Origin of the sequence: Allofournierella massiliensis, from assembly GCF_964241245.1 — a bacterium.
Taxonomy (GTDB): domain Bacteria; phylum Bacillota; class Clostridia; order Oscillospirales; family Ruminococcaceae; genus Allofournierella; species Allofournierella massiliensis.
This window is the reverse complement of sequence record NZ_CAXSWZ010000012.1, coordinates 1-13158: the sequence shown is the minus strand read 5'-3', so window position 1 is coordinate 13158 and position 13158 is coordinate 1. Positions and strand designations below refer to the sequence as shown.

Sequence of the window (13158 nt, the reverse complement as noted above, 5' to 3'; positions counted from 1 at the left end):
CTTGGCGGGGTCAGTCGAACATGCTCTGCTGACCCGGAGCATCCAGCTCCTTGGGCAGCTCCAGCCCCAGATGAACCCATGCCTGCCGGGTGGCGCAGCGGCCCCGGGGGGTGCGGGTGAGGAAACCCATCTGCATCAGATAGGGCTCGCACACATCCTCCAGCGTCACGGCCTCCTCGCCCAGCGCGGCGGCCAGCGTATCCAGACCCACCGGCCCGCCGCCGTACAGCTCGATGATGGCCCGCAGCATGCTCCGGTCCATCTCGTCCAGACCCAGCTCGTCAATGTCCATCCGTTTCAGGGCCAGCTTTGCGGTGGCCTCGTCGATCACGCCGTCCGCCAGAACGGCGGCAAAGTCCCGCACCCGCTTTAACAGCCGGTTGGCCACACGGGGGGTACCACGGCTGCATTTTGCCAGCTGATAGGCCCCTTCCGGGGTGCAGGGCTGGCCCAGAATGCCCGCCGAACGCTGAATGATGCCGCTCAGCTCGTCCGGGCTGTACAATTCCAGCTTCAGCAGCACGCCGAACCGATCCCGCAACGGGCCGGTGATCTGGCCCGCACGGGTGGTGGCGCCGATCAGGGTGAACCGGGGCAGGTTGATGCGGATGCTCTGGGCGCTGGGGCCCTTGCCGATCATGATGTCCAGCGCGTAGTCCTCCAGCGCAGGATACAGAACCTCTTCCACCTGACGGGACAGGCGATGGATCTCGTCGATGAAGAGCACGTCGCCCTCCTGCAGGTTGGTGAGCAGGGCCGCCAGATCGCCGGGCTTCTCGATGGCCGGGCCGCTGGTGATGCGGATCTGCACCCCCATCTCCTGAGCCACGATGCCCGCCAGCGTGGTCTTGCCCAGACCCGGAGGGCCGTAAAGCAGGATGTGATCCATGGGCTCGCCCCGGCGCTTGGCGGCTTCCAGATAGATGCGCAGGTTTTCCTTTACCTTTTCCTGACCCACATACTCATCCAGAGTTTTGGGCCGCAGGCTGATCTCTTCGCTTTCGCCCTGATTCATCTCCGGGCTGACCAGCCGTGTGCCGAATTCGTATTCTTCCACAGGTTACCTTCCTTTCGCCATGCCGCGCAGCGCCAGCTTGATGAGTTCCTCCACCGGCAGGGAGGGGTCGGCCTTGGCCACCGCCTGGGCCGCCTCGCTGGGGCTGTAGCCCAGGCTGGTGAGGGCCGCGATGGCCTGGCTCAGGTTGCCCGCCGGTGCTCCGCCGCCGCTCACATCGCCCAGCGTGATGCCCTCGGCCAGACCCTTGCCCACCTTGTCCTTCAGCTCCAGCGCGATGCGCTGGGCCAGCTTGGGGCCCACGCCGTTGGCGGCGGTGAAGGCCTTGTGATCCCCGGCCGAGATGGCCAGTGTGATCCGCTCGGGGGTCATCACGTTCAGAATCGCCAGACCCACCTTGGGGCCCACGCCGGACACGGCGGTGAGCATCTTGAAGCAGGCCTGCTGCTCCTCGGTGGCAAAACCGAAGAGGGTCACGTCGTTTTCGGTGATATTCATATAGGTATAAAGGGTGACCTCATGGCCGATGGCCGGCAGCGCCGACGACACCGACGCGGGCACCTGCACAAGATAGCCCACTCCCGCGCAGGAAATAACCACCATGTCCAGGGTCTTTTTCAATAGTTTTCCGGTCAGACAATAAATCATCGGGAACCTCCTGTTGCTTTCTCAACGCTTCGGTCAGCGCAGCGGCGTGCCCATCAGGCGGCTGCGGCTGCAATGGCAATGGGCGATGGCCATGCCCAGTGCGTCGGCGGTATCGTCCGGCTTTGGCACCTTTTCCAGCTTGAGCATCATGCGGGTCATCTCCTGCACCTGCTTTTTCACCGCCTTGCCGTAGCCGGTCACCGCCTGCTTCACCTGCATGGGGGTATATTCAAAGATGGGGATGCCGCACTTGGCCGCCGCCAGCAGAATCACGCCTCTGGCCTCGGCCACGCCGATCACCGTGGTCTGGTTGTGCTGATAAAACAGCTGCTCGATGCTCAGTGCCTCGGGCCTGTAGGTGGTCATCACATCCAATACGCCCTCATACACCTTGTCCAGCCGCTGTTCAAAGGGCACGCCCGCCTCGGTCGTAACCGCGCCGAACGCCACCGATGTGAACCGGTTGCCCACATATTCCACCACGCCCCAGCCCACGATTGCATAGCCGGGGTCGATGCCCAATACTCGCATAGATACACCTCTCCATATTAACCGATATAGTATACTATATTTTTTATAAAATAGCAAATACCGGCGGAAGCGTTCTCCCGCCGGACAAAAAGAGGGCAGCGGCTCCGGTGAGCCCTGCCCTCTTTTTCTGTTTTCCGGGCGAGAAAACGCGGCAGTTTCCTCGCCCCGGTTCAATCTGACAGATTTTTCGTTTTTATTTCATACTGTTTTCATAGTATTGATGTATCATAACGGGTCGTTGTACGGCGTTGCCCCGCTTCCAACGGCACGCAAAACAAAAAACAGGACGCTCGACTGAGCGCCCTGTGTGGTGGACGGTAAGGAACTCGGTGCGGCCCCGCCCAACCGGGCGGCCCCGCGCCGCTCGGCTTTCCGGCCTTCGCGGCAGCCCGCCGGAAAACCTGCCACCGGCAGATTTTCTGTTCGGCGGTCACCCTTCCGGGATTCGAGTTCCTGCCACTTTTCAAATTCTATAAAACAAAAACAGGACGCTCGATTGAGCGCCCTGTATGGTGGACGGTAAGGAACTCGAATCCCTGACCCTCTGCACGTCAAGCAGATGCTCTACCAGCTGAGCTAACCGTCCATGTCCTTTCGGCTTGATTATTATATCGAATCTTTTTTCAAATTGCAAGCATTTTTTCGAAAAAATTTTTTCTTTTTTCATTTTTCCCGTTCCGGCGCTTTTCTGCCGGTTTTTCTTAGCCGCAGCAGATACACGCTGCCCCATGGAAAGGAGCACCGATATGAATTCCCCTTCCCTTTCTTCCCGGCATCCCACCGCCCTCCGGCTGCGCCGGCTTTGCCCCGTTCTTGCCGCTGCACTGGTGCCTGTGGTGCTGCTGGCCGGGCTGTATGCCGCCCGGGGCGTGGCCCCCTTCGGGCCGAACAGCCTGTTCTTCGGAGACATGGACGGCCAGTATTCCCATTTTCTGGCCGACTTTTCCGAGCTGTTCGGCCGGGGGCTGTTTTATACCTGGCACAAGGCTCTGGGCGGCGAGGCCCTCAGCTGGGCCGCCTACTATCTGTTCAGCCCTTTTAATTTTCTGGTTCTTTTGTTTCCCACCGCCCAGATGCCCACCGCCGTGACCCTGCTCACCCTGGCCAAGGCGGGCTGCGCCGGGCTTTCGATGAATCTGTTTCTGCGCCGCCGGGTGGGCGGATGGCTCCCGGTTCCGCTCAGCTGGGCCTGGGCGCTGAGCGGTTACCTGCTGGGCTTTTCCCAGAACATCATGTGGATGGACGCTCTGATTGCTCTGCCGCTGATTGCCTGGGGCATCCGGCGCATTCTGGACGGCCGTTCCCCCTGGCTGTACCTGCTGAGCCTTGCGGCAGGAATCTTCTGCTGCTATTACATCGGCTGGATGCTCTGCCTGTATTCCCTGCTCTATTTTCTCTTCGGGCTTGCCGGGGGCAGCGCGGCCGGGCACAAAGGGCGGGCCGCCGGGCGGTTTGCGCTGGCCAGCCTGCTGGCAGGCGGGCTGAATGCCTGGATGCTGCTGCCGGTGGCAAAGGCTCTGGGGCAGGGCAAGGCCCAGGCGGCCATGGAATGGGGCTTTTCCACCAATTTCTCCTTTCCACAGCTGCTGGGCCAGCTGTTTGCCGGCGCCTACCCCGCCGGGCAGGATACCAACACGCTGCCGCTTATTTTCTGCGGCACCCTTCCTCTGGTGCTGGCGGCACTGTTTTTTCTTCGCCCCGGCCCGCTGCGCCCGAAGCTGGCGGGCGGCGGGCTTGTGGTCTGTCTGCTGTGCAGCTTCTGGCTGCGCACACCGGATCTTGTATGGCATGGCTTCCAGAGCCCCAGCTGGTTCAATTACCGTTACAGCTTTCTGTTTATCTTCACCCTGCTGGAGCTGGCCGCGCTGGGCGGCAAGGGGCTTTCGGAGCATCTGTCCACCATCCGCCGGTGGGCTGCGCCCGGCCTGGTTGCGCTGCTGCTGGCCGCGGGCTGGTGGCTGGAACTGGTTCCCGGCTGGGCAGCGGCACTTGCTCTGTGCTGTCTGGCGGCTGCCGTGCTGCTGCTCACAATACCCCGGCGGCGGGCAGCGGCGCTGCTGGCTGCACTCTGCCTTGCGGCGGAGCTTGCGGCCAACGGCTGGGCCGCGCTGGAAGCCTTTGAGCCATTTTCATCCACCCTGCCTCAGCTGACGGAGCAGTGGCAGGCCACCGTGAACGAATACAGCGGGCAGGATCCCTCGGCCCGGATGCAGCTGGCCGAGGGCGGGCAGAACACGCCCTTTTTGCTGAACTACAACGGTCTGAGCCACTACAGCAGCAGCTATTCCGAAGCGACCTATGAACTGATGCGTGCTCTGGGCTGCAGCGGCACCAGCGGCTGGATGAGCTGGGCCGACGGTCTGACCCAGAGCACCGCCAGCCTGCTGGGCCTGCGCTGGCAGCTGGGCGGCACAGCCTCCGGCCAATGGCAGCAGCAGGGCGATGTGTGGGAAAATCCCTGCGCCCTGCCGCTGGTCACCGCGGCGGCAGGCACAGACAGTGCACGGCTTGCACTGGACCGGCCTTTCGACAACCTGAATCAGGTCTACAACACCCTGTTGGGTGAGGATGCCGCCATTCTGCATTCCATTGAGGCAGAACCCTCCGTTCAGGGGATGGAAGCCGGGGCGGACGGGCTGCACTACACCGTGACCGGTGAAAACGCCGCCCTGCGTTTTTCTCTCACCGCCCCGGTCTCCGGCGTGCTGTATGCCAGCTTTCCGGTGTACGACCAGTACTGCGGAGCCGATGTCTTTGTGGACGGCGAAGCGGCGGGTCAGACCCTTTTGCAGCAGAGCAACGGCACCCTTTGCCTGGGTTCGGTTCAGGCGGGCCAGACGGTCACCGTGGAACTGCACCCGCAGGCGGACACGCTTTCTCTGGGCGGCTGGAGTTTCGCCATGGAGGACAGCCGGGCACTGGCCGATGCCTGCGCCCGCCTGCAGCAGCAGGGACTTCAGGTGGAGACCTTTGCCCCCGGCCTTGTGCGCGGAACCATTCAGGTACCCCAGGGCTGCACCACCCTGTTCACCAGCATTCCCGCCGAGCCAGGCTGGCAGGTGCTGGTGGACGGTGAGCCGGTATCCACCGGCACAGGCTGGGGCGCGCTGCTCACCGCGCAGATCACCCCCGGCGAGCATCAGGTCACCCTTCGCTTCACCCCCGCCGGGCTGAAGGCCGGCACGGCAGTCAGCCTGTGCAGTCTGGGCGCTGCAGCAGCCTGGCTGGCAGCGCGCCGCCTTGGTCATACAGCCCAGAAAGCCCGGCCCCGCAGCCAAAAACCCTTGTGACAACGCCCAATGCTGTTAAAAATCATTTGTATATTCTTGACAAACCTTTTTTCCTGCTTTAGTATAGGTAAGGTTACGAATAGATGTAATTATATAAGAAGCAATCCAACTTAGCGATCCAATTCAGAAAGGATAACAATATGGAACGTAAAGATTTGCGCAACATTGCCATCATCGCCCACGTTGACCATGGTAAAACCACCCTGGTGGACCAGATGCTGAAGCAGAGCGGCGCGTTTCGTGAAAATCAGCAGGTGGCCGAGCGCGTGATGGACTCCGGCGACATCGAGCGGGAGCGCGGCATCACCATTCTGGCCAAGAACTGCTCCACCGTGTACAACGGTGTGAAGATCAACATCGTGGACACCCCGGGCCACGCCGACTTCGGCGGCGAGGTGGAGCGTGTTCTGAAGATGGTCAACGGCGTGCTGCTGCTGGTGGACGCCGCCGAGGGCTGCATGCCCCAGACCCGTTTCGTGTTGCAGAAGGCCCTGCAGCAGAATCTGAACCTGGTCATCGCCGTGAACAAGATCGACCGGCCTGACGCCCGCATCAAGGAAGTAATCGACGAAGTTCTGCTTCTGCTCATGGATCTGGGCGCCACCGACGAGCAGCTGGACAGCCCCATGGTGTTCTGCTCCGGCCGCGCCGGCACCGCCAGCTACAGCCCGGACGTGCCCGGCACCGACCTGAAGCCCCTGTTCGACACCATTCTGGAATACGTGAAGGGTCCCGAGGGCGACCCGGACGCTCCCTTCCAGATGCTGTGCTCCAGCGTGGACTACAACGAGTTCGTGGGCCGTATCGGCATCGGCCGCATCCAGAACGGCCGCATGAAGGTTGGTCAGGACGTGCAGGTTTGCGACTGGCACGACCCCAGCGTTTCCATCAAGGGCCGCATCACCAAGCTGTACGAGTTCAAGGCCAATGGCCGTGAGCCCGCCGAGGAAGCCTCTGCCGGCGATATTGTCGCCTTCTCCGGCATCACCGATGTGACCATCGGCAACACCCTGTGCGATCCCGCCAACGTGGAGCCCCTGCCCTTCGTGAAGATCAACGATCCCACCGTGGAGATGACCTTCGCCGTAAACGACAGCCCCTTCGCCGGCCGCGAAGGCAAGTTCGTGACCAGCCGCCAGATCCGCGACCGCCTGCAGCGCGAGCTGCTGAAGGACGTGGCCCTGAAGGTTGAGGACTCCGCCACCAGCGATTCCTTCCGCGTGATGGGCCGTGGCGAGATGCACCTGTCCATCCTGATCGAAACCATGCGCCGCGAAGGCTACGAGCTGCAGGTCAGCCCCCCGAAGGTTCTGACCCACGAGGAGAACGGCCAGCTGATGGAGCCCTTCGAGCGCGTTGTCATCGACACCCCCACCGAATATCAGGGCGCGGTTATGACCGCTCTGGGCTCCCGCAAGGCCATCCTGCAGCAGATGGAGCCCATCGGCACCCGCGTGCGTCTGGAGTTCCGCATGCCCAGCCGCGGCCTGTTCGGCTACCGCAGCCAGTTCCTCACCGATACCCACGGCGAAGGCATCCTGAACACCATTTTTGACGGCTACGACGCCTGGTGCGGCGACATCACCTGCCGCAGCACCGGCAGCCTGGTGAGCTTCGAGACCGGCGACGCCGTGACCTACGGCCTGTTCAACGCCCAGCAGCGCGGCACCCTGATCGTGACCCCGGGCGAGAAGGTCTACGAGGGCATGGTCATCGGTTACACCCCCACCGGCGAGGACATCAGCGTGAACGTCTGCAAGACCAAGCACCTGACCAACACCCGTGCTTCCGGCTCCGACGACGCCCTGCGTCTGGTTCCCGTTTCCAAGTTCAGCCTGGAAGCCTGCCTGGAGTTCCTGGCTCCCGACGAGCTGCTGGAGGTTACCCCCGAGAACCTGCGCATCCGCAAGCGCATCCTGAACCACGACATGCGCATGAAGCAGCTGAAGGGCAAGAAGAACGGCTAAGCCGCTCCCCTTCTCTGAATCGAGCATCCGCCCCTGTGCCACCCGGCGCAGGGGCTTTTTTGTATTCTTTCCGTTGACAAGCCCCCTGCCCCGCTTTATGATGAAAACAGAATTCAATGCAACGGAGGTCTCTTTGCCATGGAAGAACTGTTTGGAACCAAAAAACTGGGGTTCGGCTGCATGCGCCTGCCCCTTACCGGCCCCGCCGCCGACCCGACCAGTCAGGTGGATTTTGAAAAGACCTGCCGCATGGTGGACGATTTTCTGGCAGCAGGCTTCTGCTATTTCGACACCGCCCACGGCTACCTGAACGGCAAAAGCGAAACCGCCCTGCGCCACTGCCTGACCAGCCGCTACCCCCGGGAGCGTTACCTGCTGGCAGACAAGCTGTCCAACAGCTTTTTCAAAAGCGAGGAGGAGATCCGCCCCCTGTTCTTTTCCCAGCTGGAGGCCTGCGGGGTGGAGTACTTTGACTTCTACCTGATGCACGCCATGAACGCCAACTACTACCCCAAATACTGCGCCTGCAACGCCTTCGCCGTGGCCCGGCAGCTGAAGGAGGAAGGGTACATCCGGCACATCGGCATCTCCTTTCACGACAAGCCCGCCCTGCTGGAGCAGATTCTCACCGAGCAGCCGGACATTGAGGTGGTGCAGATTCAGTTCAACTACGCCGACTACGACAGCCCCAGTGTGGAAAGCCGGGTACTGTATGAGATCTGCCGCCGCTTTCAAAAGCCCGTGATCGTGATGGAGCCGGTGCGGGGCGGCGCACTGGCCAACCTGCCTCCGCAGGCAGCCGAGAGCTTTGCCGGTATGGAGGGCAGCCCTGCCGGCTATGCCCTGCGTTTCGCCGCCAGCTTCGCGGGCGTGGGTATGGTGCTCAGCGGCATGAGCGACCCGGCCCAGATGGAGGAAAATCTGGGCCTGTTCCGGGACTTCCGGGCCCTTTCGCCCCGGGAATGGCAGGCGGTGAACGGCGCCCGGGCGGCGCTGGCCGGGCTGAAGAGCATCGGCTGCACCGGCTGCCGCTACTGCGTGGACGGCTGCCCCAAGGCCATTGCCATCCCCGAGCTGTTTGCCTGCGCCAACAGCCGGAACCTGTTCAACGACATGGGCGCCGCCACCTATTACGGCGTATGCACCCGTGGCGGCCACGGCAGGGCGGCAGACTGCATCGGCTGCGGCCAGTGCGAAGCCGCCTGCCCCCAGCATCTGCCCATCCGCCAGCTGCTGGCCCAGGTGAGCGCCCAGTTCGACACCCCCGCCGAATGATATTGGAAAGCAAACCAAAAAGCGCGGGCTCCCGTTCCAGCGGAAGGGAGCCCGCGCTCTTTTTCTTTTTTCTTCGATCAGCGGGTCAGCGCCGCCTGTCGGCTGCCTGCCCTGCGGGTGCGCACCAGCTGCCAGACCGCTGCCGCGGCCAGCGCCAGCGTACTGAGGCCGCTCACCCAGTCCGACACATGCTGCAGCGTGGTGCCGGTGTAGCTCACCCGCACCTGACCCGCCGGGGCATTCTCCGGCATGGTCAGCTCCACCCGACCGCCGCCGTCCTTGTGCAGCTCCAGCTGGATGGGTTCGCTGCCGTCCGCCGGGGTGAGGGTGGCAGAATAGCCCTTGTACCACAGCTTGGGGATACCGTAGGGGCCGGATACCTGGCCGTCAAAGTCGAACACAAAGTCGCCATTCGGCAGATAATTGCCGGTGTAAACACCGGAGGTGTTGCTGTACTGAGCGCCCGGCTCAAAGGCAAAGGCTTTGGCGTCCACCCCGGCGGGCACCCACTCGGCACCCACCAGATAGAAGGTCTCGCCCCGCTGGCTGGTGAAGTAGTTGGAGGGGTAGTTCACCTGCTCGGGGAACTGGGTGGCGCTGACCGCCAGATCCGCCGCCCCTACCGCGAAGGCCGCCGCCAGCACCAGCACCCGGGCCCGGCGGGAGTCAAGCCCCGCCAGCAGCAGGGTAAGCGCCAGGCACACCGCCAGCTGACCGAAGGCGTTGAGCCGCCAGGGGAACTGGATGCTGTTGAGAAGGGTATCGTCCAGCATGCGCCAGGGCACGAAGGGCAACACCAGAACCGTGAGCACCACGCCCACCGCCAGAAAAACCCCGGCAGCCCGGCGTGCGCCGCTGCGCCGCCCCAACGGGCTCAGCAGCAGAGCCGCCACAACCAGAATGCCCACCATGCCGGTGAGGCCAAGGCCCATGTAATTGTTCGGGGTAAACAGCCCGGCCAGATTCACCGTGTTCCAGGAAACCTGGGTCAGGGGCTGCTCGGTGACGGCGAACTTGTCGCTGGCAAACTGCTCCAGCATGGGCAGCCAGTAATAGCAGCTTACCAGAAGGCAGGCCCCCGCAGCGCCCAGACCGCTCAGGATCGCCCGGCGGTTCAGCACCCGGGGCAGCCGCACCAGCACCCACACAATGGCCAGCAGGCCCGCCAGTGCCAGACTCACCGTATGGCTGAGCACAAGGCCGGTGAAGCCCAGCCAGAGCACCCAGGGGCGTTTGGCACCCTCCTCGGTTAAATCCCACAGGCCCCAGACCACCAGCGGCAGGAACACCATGGCCTGCACCTCGCCCACCGCGCTGCGGATGTAAAGGTTGGTAAAGTGATAGTGGCACAGGCCGTACAGTACCATCAGAAGGCAGCCGCCGAAGTGCTTTTTGGTGATGGCGCGCCCGGCAAAATAGCTGGTGACACACTGAGCCGCCACACAGCCCAGCATCAAAAATTTGAAGGCCAGCTCCGGCCCAAGGCCCGCCACCCGGGCCAGCGCCGCCGGATACAGAAACAGATCCGGATAGAACAGGCCGCTGGCGTAGCCGTAGCCGCCCAGCATCAGCGAATAGATGCGCACCGGCAGGCTGGAATGCCCGCCCAGCGCAGCGGCCAGCCCCTCCAGCCGCAGAATGTGGAACACGCTGTCGTGCCCGGCCACCAGATCCCGGCTGGCAAAGGGCAGCGCGCAAAGCAGCAGCACCAGCCCGGCGCAGGCAAGGCCGGTGACAAGCTCGTATCGAATGGTTTTGGTTCGCATGGATCGTTTCCGCCTTTTTTCTACATTTTATGCGTTCGTTCTATTATAGCACACAGCGGCGGGAATTTCCGCCCCAAAAGTTGGCATGGGCGCAAAAATGCCCCGGCGGGCCGGAAGCCGGCAACCCGCCGGGGCATTGCGCGTTTTATACGGTTATTTCATCTGGGTGTATTTCGGGGGCTGGTTTGCGCCGTCTGTGCCGGGCTGCTTCGGTGCGGAAGGCCGGGGATGCTTTTTCGCCGCCCGCCGGGCCAGCAGAACCACCACGACAATCACCACAGCCGCCACCACCAGGAAGGGCAGCAGGTAGATCAGCCCGATCACCAGCTCCTGCACCACCGCCACAAAGCCGTTCCAGCTGCCCCGGAAGGCGGAGCCCACCCGGCTGGCAAAGCTGGGGCTCTGGGGGGTGAGCTCGGTGACCTCGTCCAGATAGACCTCCACCGTGCTGTATGCGATCTGATCCTTCAGAACGTTCATCTGGCCGGTGTAGCTTTCGATCTCGTACTGCACCTGGGTGCGCTGGTTCTCGATGGCCAGAAGATCCTCCAGATTTTCGGCCTTGGCGGCCAGCTCATCCAGCCGCTGGCGCTGCTGCTCCAGGCTGGCCAGCCGGGCCTCCAGATCTACGTATTCGGCGGTCACGTCCTGAGTGGACTCGCTGCGCCGGGTAAGGTTGGCAGCCTGCCCCGCCGCGTTCAGAAATTCGCTGTAATGCTCCGCCGGCACGCGCAGGGTGTAATACACGCTGCGGTCGCCCCGCTCGGCGCTGCCGCTGGTCTCGCTGCTCTGCACATAGGCCCCCGCCTGACTGGCCGCTTCCAGCAGGTCGGCGCTGGCCTGATCGTATTGTTTGGTCTCCAGCCAGAGGGTGGCGTTGTAGATGATCTTGCGGCTGTCCTGCGGGGTGAGCGCGCCGGAATCCAGGCTGGTCTGGCCGCCGGTTCCGTTGGCGGCGTCTGCCACCGCACCGGCTTCCCCGCTGCCCTGTGCAATCTCCTGCACGGCGGCGGTGCTGGTGGCCGTTGCGCCGGATGCTCCCCCGCAGCCGGTGAACAGAGCCGTGAAAAGGGCGGCAGCAAGCGCCGCGGCGATCCATTTCTTCCTGTGCTTCATCTGTGTTCCCTCCTTGTTTTTTGGCAAAACCACCAAGTTTTCCATGCAAAGAATGTTGCCTGTCTGACCCTTATACGAAATTGCCGGGGGGATTATTGCAGCTCTTCTATAAATAAGATACAATAAAAGGCGTTGTGTCACAAGGGGGCGAACGGGTGCCCCGCTTTTTGAAGAAGGAAGTGTATTTTTGATGGGTATGAATTTTCTGGTGGGGCAGAGCGGCGGCCCCACCGCGGTGATCAATTCCAGCCTGGCGGGCGTGTATGAAACCGCTCGTGCCTGCGGCGCCGGGCGCATTTACGGCATGCACTACGGCATCGAGGGCCTGCTGGCGGAAAAACTGCTGGATCTGGACCAGCTGCTGGGCAGCGCATTGAACATCGAGCTGCTCAAGCGCACCCCCTCCTCCTATCTGGGCAGCTGCCGGTACAAGCTGCCCACCCCCGAGCAGGACGAAGGCGTATACCAGACGCTGTTCCGCCTGTTTGAGCGTTACCAGATTGACGCGGTGCTCTACATCGGCGGCAACGACAGCATGGACACCATTGCCAAGCTGGCCGCCTACGGCAGCCGCATCGGCAGCCCCATCCGGTTCATCGGTGTGCCCAAGACCATCGACAACGACCTGATGCTCACCGACCACACCCCCGGCTTTGGCAGCGCGGCCAAGTACATCGCCACCGTGATGAAGGAGATCATCCGGGATTCCAACGTGTACGACCTGAAGAGCGTGACCGTGACCGAGATCATGGGCCGCCACGCGGGCTGGCTGGCAGCCTCCGCCAGCCTTTCCAAGGGCGCGGACTGCGACGGCCCGGACCTGATCCTGCTGCCGGAGGTTCCCTTCAGCGAGGAGCTGTTCCTGCGCCGCGTGGATGAGCTGCGCAGGGAGAAAAACAACATCGTGATTGCCGCCAGCGAGGGTGTGCGCCGCAAGGACGGCACCTTCCTGTGTGATCTGGCAGGCGGCGACGGTGCGGTGGACGCCTTCGGCCACAAGGTCACCCTGTCCGGCACCAGCCGGTATCTGGAGGGCCTGATCCGCCATCATCTGGGCTGCAAGACCCGGGCCATCGAGCTGTCCACCCTGCAGCGGTGCGCCAGCCACCTGACCAGCCGCATCGACGTGAACGAGGCCTATCAGGTGGGCGGCATGGCGGTGCAGGCCGCCGTTCAGGGCCAGACCGGCCGGATGAGCGCGCTGGTTCGCCGTCAGGACGCTCCCTATGTGGCGGACTGCGAGACCGTGGACGTGCAGGCCGTGGCCAACAAGGAAAAGGCCATCCCCGCCAGCTGGATCGCTCCGGACGGCATGCAGGTGAACGGTTCCTTCGAGGCTTACGCCCGGCCCCTGATTCAGGGCGAGCAGATTCCCATCTATGTGAGCGGCGTACCCCTGCACACCCAGCTGTAATCAGCCTTTCCCCAAAACCACAAAACACCCCCAACCGGCCGGTCGGGGGTGTTTTTCTGTTAACTAGAAAACCACAAGCTATGCTTGTGGACGAGAAGAGCACGAGCGTTGAAACGGTAAAAAAGAACCTCCTTTT

The 13158-nt window shown here is 62.8% G+C and carries 9 protein-coding genes and 1 tRNA gene; 4 read left to right on the top strand and 6 right to left on the bottom strand.

Going from position 1 to position 13158, the window contains the following annotated elements; genetic code table 11:
* Positions 1-10 precede the first annotated feature (10 nt).
* The 4 genes from ruvB to ACESYO_RS07870 all read right to left on the bottom strand — a co-directional run bounded on the left by ruvB (position 11) and on the right by ACESYO_RS07870 (position 2780).
* Positions 11-1015 carry a Holliday junction branch migration DNA helicase RuvB gene (gene ruvB / locus ACESYO_RS07885; protein ID WP_283128397.1) on the bottom strand — a complete coding sequence of 335 codons (1005 nt, stop codon included), beginning with the start codon at positions 1013-1015 and terminating at the stop codon, positions 11-13.
* A 45-nt stretch (positions 1016-1060) separates the two neighbouring features.
* Positions 1061-1663, bottom strand: coding sequence for a Holliday junction branch migration protein RuvA (gene ruvA, locus ACESYO_RS07880; protein WP_276871017.1), 603 nt, complete (start codon positions 1661-1663; stop codon positions 1061-1063).
* Positions 1664-1696: 33 nt separating this feature from the next.
* Positions 1697-2194, bottom strand: coding sequence for a crossover junction endodeoxyribonuclease RuvC (ruvC, locus tag ACESYO_RS07875; protein ID WP_373209735.1), 498 nt, complete (start codon positions 2192-2194; stop codon positions 1697-1699).
* 510 nt (positions 2195-2704) lie between these two features.
* Positions 2705-2780, bottom strand: a tRNA-Val gene (locus tag ACESYO_RS07870).
* A gap of 160 nt (positions 2781-2940) precedes the next feature.
* On the opposite strand from ACESYO_RS07870, the gene ACESYO_RS07865 reads away from it, so the two are divergent.
* The 3 genes from ACESYO_RS07865 (at position 2941) to ACESYO_RS07855 (ending at position 8726) form a co-directional block, all read left to right on the top strand.
* Positions 2941-5484 (top strand): YfhO family protein, encoded by a 2544-nt coding sequence (locus tag ACESYO_RS07865; protein WP_373209734.1) that lies wholly within the window; start codon positions 2941-2943, stop codon positions 5482-5484.
* Positions 5485-5624: 140 nt separating this feature from the next.
* A complete protein-coding gene (typA, locus tag ACESYO_RS07860; RefSeq protein ID WP_276871023.1) occupies positions 5625-7451 on the top strand; it encodes a translational GTPase TypA in 1827 nt (608 codons plus the stop codon).
* A gap of 138 nt (positions 7452-7589) precedes the next feature.
* Positions 7590-8726, top strand: a complete 1137-nt coding sequence (locus tag ACESYO_RS07855; protein ID WP_373209733.1) for an aldo/keto reductase — start codon at positions 7590-7592, stop codon at positions 8724-8726.
* Between the two features lie 77 nt (positions 8727-8803).
* On the opposite strand, the gene ACESYO_RS07850 is transcribed toward ACESYO_RS07855, so the two are convergent.
* Positions 8804-10492 (bottom strand): hypothetical protein, encoded by a 1689-nt coding sequence (locus ACESYO_RS07850; RefSeq protein WP_373209732.1) that lies wholly within the window; start codon positions 10490-10492, stop codon positions 8804-8806.
* 153 nt (positions 10493-10645) lie between these two features.
* A complete protein-coding gene (locus ACESYO_RS07845) occupies positions 10646-11608 on the bottom strand; it encodes a DUF4349 domain-containing protein (RefSeq protein ID WP_373209731.1) in 963 nt (320 codons plus the stop codon).
* A gap of 190 nt (positions 11609-11798) precedes the next feature.
* Here ACESYO_RS07845 and ACESYO_RS07840 point away from each other — a divergent pair, with 190 nt between their 5' ends.
* A complete protein-coding gene (locus tag ACESYO_RS07840) occupies positions 11799-13022 on the top strand; it encodes a 6-phosphofructokinase (RefSeq protein WP_373209759.1) in 1224 nt (407 codons plus the stop codon).
* Positions 13023-13158 lie beyond the last annotated feature (136 nt).